The sequence below is a fragment of the Actinoplanes sp. NPDC051470 genome (assembly GCF_040682035.1).
Classification (GTDB): Bacteria; Actinomycetota; Actinomycetes; order Mycobacteriales; family Micromonosporaceae; genus Actinoplanes.
Genome location: NZ_JBFBAA010000001.1, coordinates 879,073 through 896,179 on the forward strand (window position 1 = coordinate 879,073; position 17,107 = coordinate 896,179).

Consider the following 17,107-nt stretch of genomic DNA (forward strand, 5'->3'; position numbering starts at 1 on the left):
CAGGTTGCGCCCCAGACGCCGGCGAAGAGGCTAATAGCCCAGGTTGCGCTCCAGGCGCCAGCGGAAGACGGCGCCGCCCTGCTCGTCCTCGCCCGAGACCTGGATGTAGAACTCGTCGGCCAGCGCCACGTCGAGGCGGCCGATCCGCGGGATGTCCGAGCACGGCACCGCCCGGCCCGAATCGCGCCGGTTGGTGCTCACCCGCACTCGCACCTGCCCGGTCCCCGCGCACGCCATGGTCAGGCTGTAGGAGCCGCCGTCGACCGAGCTGGTGCGTTCGGTGGCGTTGTTGCCCTCGAGGCGGACCGTCTCGGCGATCGCCAGCGGCCGGTCGGGCACGACCTCCTCGACCTTGTCCTGCCACACGCGCATGCGTGGGTCCTCGCCGGTTCGCGGCGCCGCCCGCACGAACCACAGCCCGCCGCCGAGAAGCACCACGGCGGTCAACGCGTACAGCAGCACGCCTCGGGTGCGTTCCTCGGTCACCCCGCAAGATTAGGTCCCAGAACCGCGCCGTACAGAGTGAGTCCGGGCCCGAAGGCCATCAGGACCACGCGATCGGGTCGCTGGTCACGGCGGCGGAGCGCGTCGAGGACCATGAGCACGGTCGGCGAGGAGCAGTTTCCGTACGCCGCCAGCACGCTGCGCGACGCCTCGAGCGCGTCCGGCGGCAGCTCCAGCCGCTCCTCGATGACATCCAGGATCTTGGGGCCGCCGGGGTGCACCGCCCAGCCGTCGGCCGGCGTGGCGCCGAGCGTCGACGCGAAGCCCTGAACATGCTTGGCCAGCACGGCCGGGACCTGCGGAGACAGGCCCATGCGGAAACCGGTGTCGGTGATGTCCCAGGTCATGTGGTCGACCGCGGTGACGTCGGTCAGGGCGGACAGCTGACGGAAGGCGTACGCGTCGGAGTCGTCGCCGGGAGTGAGCACGACGGCGGCCGCCGCATCCGCGAAGAGCGCGTGCGACACGATCTGCTGGATGTCCACGCGAGCGGCCGCGGGCTGCAGGTGGAGGCTGGTCAGCTCGATGCAGAGCAGCAGCGCGGGGCGATTGTGGGTGGCCACGAAGTCGGCGACGGCGCCCATCGCGGGCAGCGCGGCGTAACAGCCCATGTGGCCGATGAAGAGGCGCTGCACGGTCGGCGCCATGCCGAGGTCGCGGGCGAGCAGGATGTCCAGGCCGGGGGTGGCGTAGCCGGTGCAGGAGCAGACCGCGAACAGGCCGATCTCGTCGGCGCGGACCCCGGCGTCGGCCAGCGCGCGGTCGATCGCCTCCTTGCCCATCGGCATCGCCTCGACGCGGTAGCGGTCCATCCGGCGCCCGGTGGACCACTCGGAGACATCCTCGACCAGCGGGCTGACCGCGGTCTGCCGGCTGCGTACCCCGGAATTCTGGAAGATCCGCTGGGCCAGCGCGCGGCGGCGGGAGTCGTAGTGGCGGGCGAAGAAACCGGACCACAGGTCGTCCTGGTCGACGGACGGGGGGAGCGAGATGCCGATTCCGGCGATCGTGGACAAGAAGGCCTCCTACCAGCGTGGCGCCGACCCCTCCGAGTCAGGATCGCCGCCGAGCGCGTCCACGCCCAGCCAGTCCGCGCACACGTCCGAGGTGGCCGGCTGCAGGGAGCCGGCCCGGGCGTCGCGATAGAGCCGTTCGAGCGGGTGCCCGCGGCGCATCGCCGAGGTGCCGGCCGCCTCGAGCATCGATGCCGCCACCTCGGCCGCGGTGGTGCCGGCCAGCAGCTTGGCCCGCCAGACCCAGCGGTTGGTCTCGGCGTCGCCGGGTTCGGCGTCGACCCGGCGGGCGGCCTCCATGACGGCCAGGTGGGCGGCGGCGACCTGGGCGTCGGCCCGGCCCAACCGCGCGCGTACGGCCGGCAGATGCCCCAGCTTGCGCTGGTTCACGTGGTCGACCGCGGCGTCCACGGCGGCCCGGGCCACCCCGGTGTAGACGGCCGCGTAGCTGGCCACCATCCAGTGCGGGGCGAGCTGGGCCACCACCAGCGCCAGACCCTCCACGCCGCCGAGCAGCGCGCCGGCCGGCACGGTCACGTCCAGGTGCAGGTCGTGCGATCCGGTGGCGCGCATGCCCAGCGCGTCCCAGGTCTCCTCCACCCGTACGCCGTCGCCGGGCGGCACGACGAACTGGCTGACCTGCGTCGGGTCGTCGGCGCTGCGGGCGGCAACCAGGTAGCCGCCGGCGTGCCCGGCGCCGGAGCAGAAGGTCTTGCTGCCGGTGATGCGGTAGCCGTCGCCGGCCTTCTCATAGCTGGTGGTGAGCTGGGACAGCCGGGAGCCGGCGCCGCGCTCGCTCATCGCGACCGCGTACCACCGGCCCTCGGCGGCCGCCCGCAGGTAGCTGTCCCGGGCGGCCAGGGCGTCCGGCGGGAGGCCGAGCGCGTCGGCCAGTTCGTCGGTGACGCCGGCCAGGGCGCCGGTGACCGAGGCGTGCATGTTGAAGATCAACGCGGTGGCGCCGTTGCCCCGGGCCAGCTCGTACGCGATCGCGGCGTACTCGGCGAACCCGGCGCCGGCGCCGCCCAGCCGGGCCGGGACCATCAGCCCGAACAGGCCGGCCCGGCCCAGGTCGGCGAAGTCGTCGGCCGGGAAGCTGCCGTCCCGGTCGTGGTCGGCGGCGCGGGCGGCGAACCGGGGCGCCAGCCGCCGGGCCTCGTCGATCATGATTTGTGTCCCCGCCCCTGATAGAGCACCGCCGTCGTGACGGTGGGCACGATGCGGCCCAATGGCCCGCCACCCGGCGGCGGCCGCCGCGTCAGCCAGCGCATCAGCCCGGTCATGGTCGGACGGATACCCCGCACGCGCAGATCAACCCCATGGTGACGGAACTCATCGATCAACCGCCGGGGCCGGACGAACAGCGCCGGGTCGTGCAGGCCGCGTGGGGCGAAGCCCAGCCCCTCGCCCGCGGTGACCGTGATGAACCGGCCGACCGCGGTGTCGTTCACGGTGTCGAGCACGACCAGGCCGCCCGGGCGCAGCACCCGGCACAGCTCGGCGACGGTGCCGGGCAGGTCGGTGACGTGTTCCAGGATCTCGCCGGCCACCACCACGTCGGCACAGGACGTGGCCAGGGGCAGGGCCGTGACGTCGCCGCCGACCGGGGACAGGCCGCGCGTCACCGACTGCTCGAGGCCGGCCCGGCGCACGTCCACGCCGACGTGCCGGTAGCCGAGATGGGCGACGTGCGGCGCGAGCAGCCCACCGCCGCAACCGGCGTCGACCAGCACGGCCTGCTTTCTTCGAGCCGGGGGTACGAGCGCGGCCCGCGACGCCGCCAGCCAGTGGAGCAACTCGAAGGTGCCGCCCGGCCGCCACCACTCGCCGGCCAGCTCGTCGTACTGCCCGGGGTCGTTTCGTGGCCGCATGTGATCGAGCGTGGCACGGGACCGGGACAACCACCACACTGCTCTCATGTCGCGCGCTCTCGCTCTGCTCCGATCCGCCCATCCCGAACCGGGCGGGGCGGTGACGCTGGCCATGACCCTGCTCGGCGTCGGAGCGGGACATCGGGGCTGGGCCATCCTCGGGGTGGCCGCCGCGGTCGGCGCGACCCAGCTCTCGGTGGGCTGGGTCAACGACTGGCTGGACGCCGACCGTGATCGCGCGGCCGGCCGGACCGACAAGCCGGTGGCCCGGGGCGCGGTCTCCCGCCGTACCGTCGGGATCGCGGGTCTGCTCTCCTCGCTGGTGATCCCGCTGCTGGGGCTGCCGTTCGGGTGGGCGGCGACGCTGTGCATCGCGCTGGTCGGGGTGTTCGCGCTGCTCTACGACTGGCCGCTGAAGTCGACCGCGTTCTCGATCGTGCCGTACCTGGTGGCCTTCGGGCTGCTGCCGGCGTTCGTGGTGGTGGCGCTGCCCGGCCATCCCACGCCGCCGGTGTGGCTGGTCGCGGCGGGCGCCCTGCTCGGCGGGGGCGCGCACTTCGCCAACGTGCTGCCCGACCTGGCCGACGACGCGGCGACCGGGGTGCGCGGGCTGCCCCACCGGCTCGGCGCCACCGGTTCGCAGATCGCCGCCGCGGTGCTTCTGCTGGGTGCGACGCTCGCGCTGGTCCTCGGGCCACCGGGGCCGCCGTCGTGGTCCGGCTGGGTCGCCGGCGCGGCCGCCGTCGTGGTCCTGCCCCTTGGTTGGTACGCGGCCAGGCGCGCTCATGGCCGTGCGGTCGCGATGTTCCGGGCGGTGATCCTGGTGGCCCTGATCGACGTGCTCCTGCTGATCTTCAGCGGGCCGGTGGCCTAAGGCCTGCCCCACCGCCGCCCTATGACCCGTCTGAAGGCGTGTTTGCTTGGGTCGCCGCACGGCCCGGATCACGTGCCTCTAGGCTGACCTGAGCCACTGTCCTTTTCGTTGGAGGCTGAACGATGCGCTTCACTGGTCACCGTGCCGCCGCGCTCGTCGCGGGTACCGCCGCGGTCACCGCTCTCGCGCTGACCGGGTGCAGTGCCGGTCAGGTCGCCGAGACCGCGCTGAAGAAGCCGTCCAACTCGGGCGTGAACGCCAACAACTCGAACAACAGCGTCGTCGTGCGCAACCTCCAGGTGCTGTACAACGGCGTCGAGGGGTACGACGCGAGCGCCCGGGTGCCGATCGAGGTCGGTCTGTTCAACCAGACCACCGAACCGGTCGTGGTGACGATCGGCAGCCGGCCGCTGACCGGCGCGCCGGCGAACCAGGGTGTCGTCGCGGCCGGGCAGATCGGCCTCCTCGGCGGCGGGTCCGCTTCCGCCACGCCGCCCAGCCCCGCGATGGAGCCCTCGGGCAGCCGGCCGCCGGCCACCCCCGACACCGAGACGCCCGAGAACGTGCCCTCGGGCGACCCCTCCGCCCCTGCCCTCCCGCCTCCGCCACCTGACAACGGGGCGCAGTTGCAGCCGGCGCGGATCACCATCGAGCCGATGGGCTCGGCCTCCTTCCTGCCGGGTGACCAGCAACAGCTGGTGGCGACCGGCATCCCGGGCAGGCTGCTGCCCGGTCAGTCGATCAACCTGGTCTTCGATTTCAGCAACGGCGCCGAGCCGCTGGAGCTCCAGGCCTCGGTCGGTGTGCCGCAGTCGCCGGCCCCGCGCGGCTCGGCCGCGCCCGGCGAGAACCACGAGGGCGAATAGTTCTGTCGTACCCGCCGGATAGCGTGATCCGGTGACGACTTCCCGCGCTGCCACCAAGGCGCCCAGACCGGCCTACGTCTGTGACGCCTGCGGGCACCAGCCGCCCAAGTGGCTCGGCCGCTGCCCCGAGTGCAACGAGTGGGGCTCGGTGATCGAGTCCACCGTGACCGGTCCACTGGTCTCCGGGCGGGTGGTCAGCTCCCGGTTGCCGTCCGAGCCGGCCCGCCCGATCTCCGAGATCAGCGCCGCCCCGGCCAAGGCGGTGCCGTCCGGGGTCAGCGAGCTCGACCGGGTGCTCGGCGGCGGCCTGGTGCCCGGCGCGGTGGTGCTGCTGGCCGGTGAGCCCGGGGTCGGCAAGTCCACCCTTCTGCTCGACGTGGCCAAGCAGTGGGCGGCCGGCGCGGGCACACCGTCCCTCGTGGTCAGCGGTGAAGAGTCGGTGAGCCAGGTGCGGCTGCGCGCCGAGCGGATGGGCGCGCTGCACGAGCGGCTCTACCTGGCGTCCGAGAGCGCACTCGACGCGGTGCTCGGCCACCTCGACGCGGTCAAGCCCGGCCTGCTGGTGCTCGACTCGGTGCAGACCATCTCCACCCCCGGCACCGAGGGCGTGGCCGGCGGCGTCACCCAGGTCCGAGCGGTCACCGCGGCCGTCGTGGCCGTGGCCAAGGAACGCGGCATCGCCACCGTGCTCGTCGGCCACGTGACCAAAGACGGACAGGTGGCCGGTCCCCGAGTGCTGGAACACCTGGTCGACGTGGTGCTCCACTTCGAGGGCGACAAGCATTCCTCGCTACGGCTGGTGCGCGGGGTGAAGAACCGGTACGGCGCCGCCGACGAGGTCGGCTGCTTCGAGATGCACGAGGGCGGTATAAGCAGCCTGCCCGACCCGTCCGGGCTGTTCCTGACCCGCTATCAGGAACCCGTCCCCGGCACCTGTGTGACGGTCGCCATGGAAGGCCGGCGCGCGCTGGTCACCGAGGTGCAGGCACTGATCGGCGCCGAGGTGCAGGGTTCGCCCCGCCGGACCGTGTCCGGGCTGGACAGCGCCCGGCTGGCCATGGTGCTGGCCGTCCTGGAACGCCGCACCAAGCAGTTGAAGCTCTACAACCGCGAGGTGTTCGCGGCCACCGTCGGCGGCATCCGCCTGGTCGAGCCCTCGGCCGACCTGGCCATCGCGCTCGCGGTCGCCTCCGGCGGCCTTGACCTGGCCATGGCCCCTCACCTGCTGGCGATCGGTGAGGTCGGGCTGACCGGCGAGATCCGGCGCGTGGGCGCGGTCGGCCGGCGGCTGGCCGAGGCGGCGCGGCTCGGCTTCAAGTCGGCGCTGGTCCCGCCCGGTTGTGGCGGCGAGTCGCCCCGCGGCATGGAGGTCATCGAGGTCGGTGACCTGCGCTCGGCGTTGCGTTCGGCGGCCAGCCTCTCGGCCAAGTGATCACGCAAGGTCACCGATCATCACGCTACGGAGCATTCCTCGCACCGCGCCTCGTTGACCTGGTTGACAGTCCGTAGAATGTACCGGTGCCGCTCGACCGCGATCCTTCGAAGCCCGTGTCTGTCAACGGGTCGACTTCCCGTGGGGTCGTTCCCACGTCGGCGCCCGGTCTGACCGGCGGCGGCGTCACCGCCGACCCGTTGCGAGCGAATCTCGCGTTGATGGCGCCCGGCACCGCCCTCCGCGACGGGCTCGAACGGATCCTCCGCGGGCGTACCGGCGCCCTGATCGTTCTCGGACATGACGCCGTCGTCGAAAGCATCTGCACCGGCGGTTTCCCGCTCGACGTCGAGTTCTCCGCGACCCGCCTGCGCGAGCTGTGCAAGATGGACGGCGCGGTCGTCCTGTCCAGCGACGGCACCCGCATCGTCCGCGCCGCCGTCCACCTCATGCCCGACCCGTCGATCCCGTCCGAAGAGTCCGGCACCCGCCACCGCACCGCCGAGCGGGTCGCCAAACAGTCCGGCTTCCCGGTCATCTCGGTCAGCCAGTCCATGCGCATCATCGGCCTCTACGTGAACGGCCAGCGCCACGTCCTCGACGACTCGGCGGCCATCCTCTCCCGCGCCAACCAGGCCCTGGCCACCCTCGAGCGCTACAAGCTGCGCCTCGACGAGGTGTCCGGCACCCTCTCCGCCCTGGAGATCGAAGACCTGGTGACCGTCCGCGACGCCGTGGCGGTCGTCCAGCGCCTGGAAATGGTCCGCCGCATCGCCGACGAGATCTCCGGCTACGTCGTCGAACTGGGCACCGACGGCCGCCTCCTGGCCCTCCAGCTCGACGAACTCATGGCCGGCGTCGACGCCGACCGCACCCTGGTCATCCGCGACTACCTCCCGACCGGCCGCAAGGCCCGCACCCTGGACGAGGGCCTCGTCGAACTCGACCTGCTCACGGCCACCGAAATGATCGACCTGGTCGCGGTGGCCAAGGCGATCGGCTACGCCGCGGCGACAGACGCCCTGGACGCCGCGGTCAGCCCGCGCGGGTTCCGGCTGCTGGCCAAGGTGCCGCGCCTGCCCACCCCGATCGTCGATCGGCTGGTCGGGCATTTCGGTAGTTTGCAGCGGCTGTTGGGGGCGACGGTCGAAGACCTTCAGGCCGTCGAGGGGGTGGGGGATGCTCGGGCTCGGGGGGTTCGGGAAGGGCTCTCGCGGCTGGCTGAGGCGTCGATTCTCGAACGCTACGTCTGACCTGGGGTCAAGGCAGGTGGCCAGGCCCGCGGGTGCCCACGCGCCCTCACTGCGGCCGCCCACCCTCTGCGGTGCGCAAGGCGGGTTGGCCGGGCTCGTCGGTGCCCACTCACCCTCGCTGCCGCCACCCGTGCTTCGGCGCGCCCCTAGCCTCTGGGGCGCTTTGCTCTGAGCGCATTGATGCATCGCTTGGAGACGGGCTCTGGTTTTGATGCCGCTGCGGGTGGCTGCCCGGGTGGGGTCAGGCACGGGGCGTTGGGGTTCGGTGGGAGGCGGGGCCGGTGACCAGACGCCTCAGACCGGATGGGGGCGCAATGGCTTCTTTGCGCGCCTGGGTCGCCTCGGCATTGGGGAGTGTGTGTTCGGCGTACTCGTCGGGTTATGGGGTTTCGGGTTTTTGCCAGATGGAGATGTGGGCGCGGCTGTCGGCGGTGAAGGGGGCCTCGATGCCCCGGTCGCTCAGCGGCACGGCCACGCGGCCGGTGCCGATGGCGAACTCCAGGGCGCGGCCGTTGGGCGCCAGGGGTGCCAGGAAATCGACCGCGGCCCCGGTGGGCATCGCGGCGGTGCTCTCGTCGTAGCCGTGTGCGGCGTGCTCGTCCCACAATTGCGAGGTCATGGGCGGATCGACCGGCCTACGCGGTGATGGTGATCGCTACGGGGTCGCTCAGTTTGCGGTCCAGGCGGTAGCGCAGCTGGTACTGGCCGGGGGCCAGGGCGGGGCCGGACGGCACGGTGCCGGCGCACTTGTTGGCCTGCTGGCCGTTCCAGGTGACGTTGAAGTTGTACTCGACGCCGGGCTGCATCTTGGTCGGGTTCGTGCTGCGGTCGGGATTGCACGTGTCCGAGGACCAGAACTTGCGGGCGGCCTGGTCGAGGTACAGCTCCTGGACGCCGGCGCCCAGGTCGCGCGTGCAGGCGCGGTTGGAAATGTTCTTGATCTTGAGGCTCACGGCCAGGGCCGCGCCTCGCTTGACCGTGGCGGCGGCCGGGATCGCCACCGCCGAGATCTCCTGGTCGGCGCATGAGCCGTCGGCCGGCACGTTCACGTTGTTGTTGGTGCCGTTCCCGGCGCCGCTCGACGGGTTCGGGACCCCGGCGCTGGGCGTCAGGTCGTCGGGGTCGGGCAGGTTCGGGTCGACGGGCCGGTCGTTGCCGAACGACGGCTCGGGCTCGGCGCTCGCGGAATTGCCGGGCTTGGGAGTCGGAGGCTGGGAGGCCGCCGTGCCCTTGCCGGAGCCGCGCTTCGAGTCATCGCCGTTGCCGCCGCAGGACACGAACAGCAGGACAGCAACGAGCAGCAGTGCTCCCAGCACCACGGCCCGGCGCCGCCAGTAAACGGCGGGAGAGAGGGGACCGACCGTCGATCGCATGATGGGCTCACCGTACGCCCGCGAGGCACGCCAGCCGGCGCGACGCGCCGAGGTACGCGACGGTGCTTCGCTTATAGCCAGACTTTGCGCTGGTAGATGGCGTGTGCCCCGGCCACCCGATCGAGGAAGAGTTTCCCTCCGCAGTGGTCGATCTCGTGTTGCAGGGCGCGCGCCTCGAACGCGTCGGTGGTCAGGCTGACCTGGTCGCCCGAGCCGGGCAGGACGGCCTCGACGACCACCCGGCCGGCCCGCTTCACGTCGCCGGTCAGCTCGGGCACCGACATGCAGCCCTCCCGACCGGGCCGCCACCGGCTGGCCTCCACCACCTTGGCGTTGCACAGCACAAAGGTGCCGTGTGTGGTCGCCGTCTTCGGGTGTTCGGTGACGTCCACGACGAAGATCTGCGCGCTCACCCCGAGCTGCGGCGCGGCCAGCCCCACGCAGCCGGGCGACACCCGCATCGTGGCGACCAGGTCGGCGGCGAGCTGCACGACCTCGGGGTCGGCCGGGTCGACATCGTCGCCGACCGCGCTGAGCACGGTGGCCGGGGCGGTCACCACCGGGCGTACCCGGCCCTCGACGCCGAGCATCTCCGGCTTCCAGTCGAGGAGGTCGGGGGTCACAGGATCTCCGACTCGGCGCGCCGCAGTGTCACATCCACGCCCAGCTCGGCCGCCGCCACCGCCAGCTGCTCGGCCAGCTCGTCGGCGTGGGCCGGGTCGAGGTCGACCTCGGCGACGATCACGTACAGCGGGCCGGTCAGCCGGGAGGTCAGGTCGGTGATGTTGCCGCCGACCCCGGCGACCACCCGGGTGACCGCGGCGACGATGCCGAGGCGGTCGGCGCCGTGCACGCTGACCAGGAACGGTTCGCCGCGGACGGCGGCATCGGTCTCAGGTTGCACGGCGCGTACGGTGGCCAGCAGCTTCCCGTCCGCGGTGAGGGTTTCGAGCGCCGCCCGCACCTCGTCGGCGGACGGACCGGTGCAGATCAGCGTCATGGCGAAATGCCCACGCAGCCGGGTCATGGTGGAGTCGTCGAGGTTGGCGCCGATGCCGGCGAGCGCCTCGGCGACGTCGGCGACGATCCCGGTGCGGTCCGGGCCGATCACGGTGATGGCTAGCTCGTGCACAGCCCTACAGTAGGGGGCGCTATGACGCTCGCTGACAAGACCATCGCCTGGTATGACGCCAACGCCCGTGATCTGCCCTGGCGGCAGCCCGACTCCAGCCCGTGGGGTGTGCTGGTCAGCGAGGTGATGCTGCAACAGACCCCGGTGGTACGGGTGGAGCCGGCGTGGCGCTCCTGGATGACCCGGTGGCCGACGCCCGCGGCGCTGGCCGCCGATCCGCCGTCGGAGGCCATCCGCATGTGGGGCCGGCTGGGGTATCCGCGGCGGGCGATGCGCCTGCACGCGTGCGCCGTGGCCATGGTCGCCAACCACGGCGGGCAGGTGCCGTCCGATCTCGACGAACTGCTCGCCCTCCCGGGCATCGGCACCTATACCGCGAGGGCCGTAGCCACCTTCGCCTTCGGGCAACGTCACCCGGTCGTGGACACGAACGTGCGCCGGGTTGTCACCCGGGTGGTGGAAGGGCAGCCCGACGCTGGCCCGAACACCACCGCCGCCGACCTCGTCGCGGTGGAGGATCTACTGCCTTCCTCGGCTTCGCAAGCAGCGCGCGCCTCGATCGCCTTCATGGAGCTGGGCGCGTTGATCTGCACGGCTCGCGCGCCGAAATGCCTTCTCTGCCCGGTCGAGGACATCTGCCTCTGGCGCGCCTCCGGCCAGAACCTCCCGGACGGGCCGAGCCGCAAACCGCAGCGGTACGCCGGCACCGACCGCCAGGTACGCGGCCTGATCCTCGAGGTGCTCCGCCACGCCACCGGCCCGGTCCCCCGCCAGCGCATCGACGTGGTCTGGAGCGACGACGTGCAACGGGCCCGGGCCCTGGCCGGCCTGGTCGAGGACGGCCTGGTCGAGCCGGTCGCCGACGGCGAGTTCGCGCTGGCCGGAGACACGGAACGGCCCGGCGGGTAACACCCGCCGGGCCGTCCGGTGAAGAACTACTCGCCCTCGGTCGTCGCAGCCCCGAGGTCGGCCGGAACAGCGTCCGGAACGTTGGAGCCACGGTCGGCGCCGGTGAACGTCAGCTTGCTCTTCTCGACGTTCGCCGGGTCGCCCTCGCAGTCCACGACCACGATCTGGCCGGGGCGCAGCTCGTTGAAGAGGATCTGCTCGGACAACGTGTCTTCCAGCTCGCGCTGGATCGTCCGGCGCAGCGGCCGGGCGCCCAGCACCGGGTCGAACCCCTTGTTCGCCAGGTACTTCTTCGCCGTGTCGGTCAGCTCGAGACCCATGTCCTTGTTCTTGAGCTGGGTCTCGATCCGGGCGACGAAGATGTCGACGATCTGCAGGATCTCGCTCTGGCGGAGCTGGTGGAAGACGATCGTGTCGTCGATGCGGTTGAGGAACTCGGGGCGGAAGTGGTTCTTCAGCTCGTCGTTGACCTTCTGCTTCATCCGCTCGTAGTTCGACTCCTCGGCCTCGGAGGCCTGGAAGCCGAGCGACACGGCCTTGGCCACGTCACGCGTACCGAGGTTGGTGGTCAGGATGATCACCGTGTTCTTGAAGTCGACGATGCGACCCTGACCGTCGGTGAGGCGCCCGTCCTCCAGGATCTGGAGGAGCGTGTTGAAGACGTCGGGGTGGGCCTTCTCGATCTCGTCGAAGAGGACCACCGAGAACGGCTTGCGACGCACCTTCTCGGTCAGCTGACCACCCTCGTCGTAGCCGACGTAGCCGGGAGGGGCGCCGACCAGGCGGGACACCGTGTAGCGGTCGTGGAACTCGGACATGTCGAGCTGGATCAGCGCGTCTTCCGAGCCGAAGAGGAACTCGGCCAGCGCCTTGGACAGCTCGGTCTTACCGACACCGGACGGGCCGGCGAAGATGAACGAGCCGGACGGGCGCTTCGGGTCCTTCAGACCGGCGCGGGTGCGCCGGATCGCCTTGGACACCGCCTGGACCGCGTCTTCCTGGCCGATGACCCGCTTGTGCAGCTCATCTTCCATGCGGAGCAGCCGGGAGGTCTCCTCCTCGGTCAGCTTGTAGACCGGGATGCCGGTCCAGTTGCCCAGGACCTCGGCGATCTGCTCGTCGTCGACCTCGGACACGACGTCGAGGTCGCCGGCCTTCCACTCCTTCTCCCGCTGCGCCTTCTGGCCGAGGAGCTGCTTCTCCTTGTCGCGCAGCTGGGCGGCCCGCTCGAAGTCCTGCGCGTCGATCGCGGACTCCTTGTCGCGCCGCACCTGGGCGATGCGCTCGTCGAAGTCGCGCAGGTCTGGCGGCGCGGTCATCCGGCGGATACGCATCCGGGCGCCGGCCTCGTCGATCAGGTCGATCGCCTTGTCCGGCAGGAAGCGGTCGGAGATGTAGCGGTCGGCCAGCGTCGCCGCGGCCACCAGGGCGGCGTCGGTGATGCTGATCCGGTGGTGTGCTTCGTACCGGTCGCGCAGGCCCTTGAGGATCTCGATGGTGTGAGCCAGCGACGGCTCGCCCACCTGGATCGGCTGGAAGCGGCGCTCGAGCGCGGCGTCCTTCTCGAGGTGCTTGCGGTATTCGTCGAGCGTCGTCGCGCCGATGGTCTGGAGCTCGCCCCGAGCCAGCATCGGCTTGAGGATCGACGCGGCGTCGATCGCGCCCTCGGCGGCGCCGGCGCCGACCAGGGTGTGGATCTCGTCGATGAACAGGATGATGTCGCCCCGGGTGCGGATCTCCTTGAGCACCTTCTTCAGGCGCTCCTCGAAGTCACCGCGGTAGCGGGAACCGGCGACCAGCGCGCCCAGGTCGAGCGTGTAGAGCTGCTTGTCCTTCAGCGTCTCGGGCACCTCGCCCTTGACGATGGACTGGGACAGGCCCTCCACCACGGCGGTCTTGCCGACGCCCGGCTCGCCGATGAGCACCGGGTTGTTCTTCGTACGGCGGGAAAGCACCTGCATGACCCGCTCGATTTCCTTCTCGCGCCCGATGACCGGGTCGAGCTTGCCCTCGCGGGCGGCCTGCGTCAGGTTGCGTCCGAACTGGTCGAGGACCAGTGACGTGGACGGCGCGGCCTCACCGGCGGCGGCGCCGGCCGCGGCCGGCTCCTTGCCCTGGTAGCCGGAGAGCAGCTGGATGACCTGCTGGCGGACCCGGTTGAGATCGGCGCCGAGCTTGACCAGCACCTGGGCGGCGACGCCCTCACCCTCGCGGATCAGGCCGAGCAGGATGTGTTCCGTACCGATGTAGTTGTGGCCCAGCTGAAGCGCCTCGCGCAGCGAGAGCTCCAGCACCTTCTTGGCGCGCGGCGTGAACGGGATGTGCCCGCTCGGCGCCTGCTGACCCTGGCCGATGATCTCTTCGACCTGCTGCCGGACCCCTTCGAGGGAGATGCCCAGGCTCTCCAGAGCCTTGGCGGCGACACCCTCGCCCTCGTGGATCAGGCCGAGCAGGATGTGCTCTGTCCCGATGTAGTTGTGGTTGAGCATCCGGGCCTCTTCTTGGGCCAGGACGACAACCCGTCGCGCTCGGTCGGTGAACCGCTCGAACATGCCCTCGTGCTCCTCACGTGCCGTGCGCCAATCTTGAAACTGGCGGGGCCAGCGCACGGGCATCGGTGATGCCCGTGCTGTAACTCTATCGCCGCCGGATGCCACCGCTGGGGGCTCACCGACCCGAGCTGAACTCCTGGCGACGATGTTCTCCCCAACTTCGCACGCTGACCAGGTGTTCCCCACCCCGGCGGACTACGCGCACAGCGAAATTAGGACAGGATCGCTAGTTGTCCACAGCCTGTGGACAACGTTGTCCACCCCTGTGGATAACCGTACGCACCCAGACCGAAGGCGGGGCGAAAAGCGCGAGGGTCCGCAGCGCCAGGCGCCACGGACCCTCGTTGTCCACAGGTCTCTCGCTTCCCGAGCGTCAGCTCCGGCCCGGACCCTTCGCGTGGAACTCGTCCACGATCTCCTGCGGGATACGCCCCCGGTCGGAGATGTCCTTGCCGCTCTTCTTCGCCCACTCCCGGATCGCCTTGTTCTGCTCGCGGTCGGCCGTCGCGCCACCACGACCCCGGGCGGCCCGCCCGCCGACCACGACGCCGCCACGCGCGATCTTGCTGCCGGAACCGACATAGGGTGCGAACACGTCGCGCAATTTCGCGGCGTTCTTGCCGGACAGGTCGATCTCGTACTGAATGCCGTCGAGGGCGAACTTGACGGTCTCGTCGGCGTCGCCGCCGTCGAGGTCATCGACCAGCTTGTGAATGATCTGCTTGGCCACGCGCCGTTATCCTTCCGAGCACCGCGCGGTGCTCCGCGCTTTATCAGCAGAACAATAACTTGTGGCGTGCGTAGTGCGTCAATGGAGGGTGGCAGATTTATCTCCGCCACTCTCCACTGCGACCTTCACTCGGGCCGCACCAACGGAAACAGGATGGTTTCCCGAATGCCCAGACCGGTGAGCGCCATCAGCAGCCGGTCGATTCCCATTCCCATGCCGCCGGACGGGGGCATTCCGTACTCCATGGCGCGGAGGAAATCCTCGTCGAGCCGCATCGCCTCGGGATCGCCGCCGGCCGCGAGCAGCGACTGGGCGGTCAGCCGATCGCGCTGCACCACCGGATCGACCAGCTCGGAATAGGCGGTGCCGAGCTCGAAACCGAGGACGTACAGGTCCCACTTCTCGGTCAGACCCGGCGTCTCCCGGTGTGCGCGGGTCAGCGGGGTGGTCTCCTCGGGGTAGTCGAGCACGAACGTCGGCGCCCGCAGGGACGGCACAACGAGATGCTCGAACAGCTCCTCGGCCAGCTTGCCCGCGCTCCACTTCGGGTCAACGGCCAGATCGACCTTCTCGGCGTACGCCCGCAGCCGATCCAGATCGGTCTCGATGGTCACCTCTTCACCCAGCGCCGCGGAGAGCGACCCGAACAACGTGACCTTCGGCCAGTCGCCGCCCAGGTCGAGCTCGGTTCCGTCGTGGTGGGTCACCGTGGTGGAGCCGGACACCGCGACCGCGGCCTCCTGAATCCACTCGCGAACCTGCTCGGCCATCTCGTTGTAGTCGGCATAGGCCTGGTAGGCCTCGAGCATCGCGAACTCCGGGGAGTGACTGCTGTCCATCCCTTCATTACGGAAGTTCCGGTTGATCTCGAAGACCCGCTCGATCCCGCCCACCGCCGCGCGCTTCAGAAAAAGCTCCGGCGCGATGCGCAGATACAGATCTATGTCAAGGGCGTTGCTGTGCGTCACAAATGGGCGAGCAGTGGCGCCCCCGTGCAGCAACTGCAACATCGGCGTCTCCACTTCGAGATAATTGCGCCGAAACAGCGACTCCCGAAGACTGCGGACCACGGTCGCCCGAGTTCGTACCACCTCACGGGCCTGCGGCCGGACGATCAGATCGACATAACGCTGGCGTACCCGGGTCTCCTCGGAAAGCGGCTTGTGCGCGACCGGAAGCGGACGCAGCGCCTTCGCACTCATCGCCCAGGAATCGGCCAGGACGGAAAGCTCGCCGCGGCGGCTCGTGATGATCTCACCGGTGACCGACACCAGATCGCCCAGGTCGACCACGGCCTTCCAGCGGGCCAGAGCCTCTTCGCCGACCTTGTCCCGGGAGAGCATGGCCTGAAGCTCGACACCCTCGCCGTCACGCAGCGTCGCGAAGCACAGCTTGCCGCTGTTCCGGATGAAGATCACCCGGCCCGCGACCGAGGCCTTGTCGCCGCTCGCGGTGTCCGTGGCCAGGTCGGCGTACTTCTCGCGGACCTCACCCATGGTCGCGGTGCGGTCGACGTTGACCGGGTACGGCGTGAGCCCCTCGGCCAGCATCCGGTCACGCTTGGCCCGGCGGACCCGCATCTGCTCGGGAAGATCCTCGGCCGGGTCTGCATCTGGGATGTTCTGCTGCGTCACGACGGAATAGCCTACTCAGCCCGCCTCAGACGTTCCGCTCATATACCATCCGCAGCCCGATCAGCGTGATCATCGGCTCGTACGCGGTGATCGTCCGGCACTCCTCCTTCACCAGCGGCGCCAGCCCACCGGTGGCGATCACCGCGCGCACCGCCCCCAGCTCCTCGGTCATCCGCTCGACGATCCGGTCGACCTGGCCGGCGAACCCGAAATACATGCCGGACTGCAGGCACTCGACGGTGTTCTTGCCGATCACCGACCGCGGCTGGGCCGGCTCCACCTTGCGCAGCTGGGCGGCCCGGGCGGCCAGCGCGTCGAACGAGATCTCGATGCCCGGCGCGAACGCCCCGCCCAGGAACTCGCCCTTCGCGCTGATCACGTCGAAGTTGGTGGTGGTGCCGAAGTCCACGACGATCGACGGCCCGCCGTAGAGCGCATGCGCGGCGAGCGTGTTGACCACCCGGTCGGCGCCCACCTCCTTCGGGTTGTCGATGGCCAGCTGGACGCCCGTCTTCACGCCAGGCTCGACCACCACGTTGGGCAGCTCGCCGTAGTAGCGCGCCAGCATCGTCCGCAGGCTGCGCAGCGCCGCCGGCACGGTCGAGCACGCGGCCACGCCGGTCACCTCGACCGCGTCCCCCGCGAGCAGCCCGCGGAACATCAGGCCGAGCTCGTCCGCGGTCGACCGGGCGTCGGTCTTGATCCGCCAGTCGTGCACCAGCTTGTCGCCGTCGAAGGTGGCCAGCACGGTATTGGTGTTCCCGATGTCGATACAAAGCAGCACGGTCCCGATTGTTCACTGCCTGCGGCAGAAAAGACCGCTTCGGGGGTACGCCGGGCGTAGGTCACAACCGCAGCGGCGGGCTTGCCCAATGTCGGTGGCGGTCATCTCGCCCCGCCGCGCCTTGTCGCTCACCGCTCCCCTCGCTCCTTCCGCTCTCTTCCTCAGCGCGCCCTTGCTCCG

Annotated in this window: 17 protein-coding genes; 5 read left to right on the forward strand and 12 right to left on the reverse strand. The window is 70.6% G+C overall.

Annotated elements, in window-relative coordinates; genetic code table 11:
* Positions 1-30: 30 nt before the first annotated feature.
* Genes AB0M54_RS04320 through AB0M54_RS04335 form a run of 4 tightly spaced genes read right to left on the reverse strand, consistent with a single transcriptional unit; the run spans position 31 to position 3,388 of the window.
* Positions 31-486, reverse strand: a complete 456-nt coding sequence (locus tag AB0M54_RS04320; RefSeq protein WP_364313238.1) for a DUF6023 family protein — start codon at positions 484-486, stop codon at positions 31-33.
* The gene (locus tag AB0M54_RS04325; protein ID WP_364469015.1) at positions 483-1,520 is read right to left on the reverse strand and encodes a type III polyketide synthase; all 1,038 of its coding nucleotides are present in this window, start codon (positions 1,518-1,520) and stop codon (positions 483-485) included. The genes AB0M54_RS04320 and AB0M54_RS04325 overlap by 4 nt, the downstream gene beginning before the upstream one ends.
* Before the next feature lie 9 nt (positions 1,521-1,529).
* On the reverse strand, positions 1,530-2,684 hold the full coding sequence (locus tag AB0M54_RS04330) for an acyl-CoA dehydrogenase family protein (RefSeq protein ID WP_364469017.1): 1,155 nt from the start codon (positions 2,682-2,684) through the stop codon (positions 1,530-1,532).
* Positions 2,681-3,388, reverse strand: coding sequence for a methyltransferase domain-containing protein (locus AB0M54_RS04335; RefSeq protein ID WP_364469019.1), 708 nt, complete (start codon positions 3,386-3,388; stop codon positions 2,681-2,683). The genes AB0M54_RS04330 and AB0M54_RS04335 overlap by 4 nt, the downstream gene beginning before the upstream one ends.
* Positions 3,389-3,434: 46 nt before the next feature.
* On the opposite strand from AB0M54_RS04335, the gene AB0M54_RS04340 reads away from it, so the two are divergent.
* The 4 genes from AB0M54_RS04340 to disA all read left to right on the forward strand — a co-directional run bounded on the left by AB0M54_RS04340 (position 3,435) and on the right by disA (position 7,813).
* The gene (locus tag AB0M54_RS04340) at positions 3,435-4,262 is read left to right on the forward strand and encodes a UbiA family prenyltransferase (protein ID WP_364469022.1); all 828 of its coding nucleotides are present in this window, start codon (positions 3,435-3,437) and stop codon (positions 4,260-4,262) included.
* Between the two features lie 122 nt (positions 4,263-4,384).
* Positions 4,385-5,128, forward strand: coding sequence for a hypothetical protein (locus tag AB0M54_RS04345; protein ID WP_364469024.1), 744 nt, complete (start codon positions 4,385-4,387; stop codon positions 5,126-5,128).
* 31 nt (positions 5,129-5,159) lie between these two features.
* On the forward strand, positions 5,160-6,560 hold the full coding sequence (gene radA, locus AB0M54_RS04350; RefSeq protein ID WP_364313223.1) for a DNA repair protein RadA: 1,401 nt from the start codon (positions 5,160-5,162) through the stop codon (positions 6,558-6,560).
* Between the two features lie 170 nt (positions 6,561-6,730).
* Positions 6,731-7,813: a DNA integrity scanning diadenylate cyclase DisA gene (gene disA / locus AB0M54_RS04355; protein WP_364316994.1), complete on the forward strand. Its 1,083-nt coding sequence runs from the start codon at positions 6,731-6,733 to the stop codon at positions 7,811-7,813.
* Positions 7,814-8,192: 379 nt separating this feature from the next.
* Here the strand turns inward: disA and AB0M54_RS04360 are convergent, their stop codons facing one another.
* The 4 genes from AB0M54_RS04360 to AB0M54_RS04375 form a co-directional block, all read right to left on the reverse strand.
* Positions 8,193-8,432: a hypothetical protein gene (locus tag AB0M54_RS04360; protein ID WP_364469027.1), complete on the reverse strand. Its 240-nt coding sequence runs from the start codon at positions 8,430-8,432 to the stop codon at positions 8,193-8,195.
* Positions 8,433-8,448: 16 nt separating this feature from the next.
* Entirely contained in the window at positions 8,449-9,186 is a 738-nt protein-coding gene (locus AB0M54_RS04365) for an adhesin (RefSeq protein WP_364469029.1), read from the reverse strand.
* A gap of 71 nt (positions 9,187-9,257) precedes the next feature.
* Complete coding sequence (locus tag AB0M54_RS04370) at positions 9,258-9,776, reverse strand: peptide deformylase (protein WP_364316992.1); 519 nt, start codon at positions 9,774-9,776, stop codon at positions 9,258-9,260.
* A gap of 29 nt (positions 9,777-9,805) precedes the next feature.
* Positions 9,806-10,318, reverse strand: a complete 513-nt coding sequence (locus AB0M54_RS04375; protein WP_364469031.1) for an ACT domain-containing protein — start codon at positions 10,316-10,318, stop codon at positions 9,806-9,808.
* 21 nt (positions 10,319-10,339) lie between these two features.
* Between AB0M54_RS04375 and AB0M54_RS04380 the strand changes: the two genes are divergently transcribed.
* The gene (locus tag AB0M54_RS04380; protein WP_364469033.1) at positions 10,340-11,227 is read left to right on the forward strand and encodes an A/G-specific adenine glycosylase; all 888 of its coding nucleotides are present in this window, start codon (positions 10,340-10,342) and stop codon (positions 11,225-11,227) included.
* A 26-nt stretch (positions 11,228-11,253) separates the two neighbouring features.
* Here the strand turns inward: AB0M54_RS04380 and AB0M54_RS04385 are convergent, their stop codons facing one another.
* The 4 genes from AB0M54_RS04385 to AB0M54_RS04400 all read right to left on the reverse strand — a co-directional run bounded on the left by AB0M54_RS04385 (position 11,254) and on the right by AB0M54_RS04400 (position 16,927).
* On the reverse strand, positions 11,254-13,779 hold the full coding sequence (locus AB0M54_RS04385) for an ATP-dependent Clp protease ATP-binding subunit (protein WP_364313208.1): 2,526 nt from the start codon (positions 13,777-13,779) through the stop codon (positions 11,254-11,256).
* Between the two features lie 373 nt (positions 13,780-14,152).
* Positions 14,153-14,509: an Lsr2 family protein gene (locus tag AB0M54_RS04390; RefSeq protein WP_364313206.1), complete on the reverse strand. Its 357-nt coding sequence runs from the start codon at positions 14,507-14,509 to the stop codon at positions 14,153-14,155.
* 125 nt (positions 14,510-14,634) lie between these two features.
* A complete protein-coding gene (gene lysS / locus AB0M54_RS04395; protein WP_364469035.1) occupies positions 14,635-16,143 on the reverse strand; it encodes a lysine--tRNA ligase in 1,509 nt (502 codons plus the stop codon).
* A 25-nt stretch (positions 16,144-16,168) separates the two neighbouring features.
* The gene (locus AB0M54_RS04400; protein ID WP_364313200.1) at positions 16,169-16,927 is read right to left on the reverse strand and encodes a type III pantothenate kinase; all 759 of its coding nucleotides are present in this window, start codon (positions 16,925-16,927) and stop codon (positions 16,169-16,171) included.
* Between the last annotated feature and the right edge of the window lie 180 nt (positions 16,928-17,107).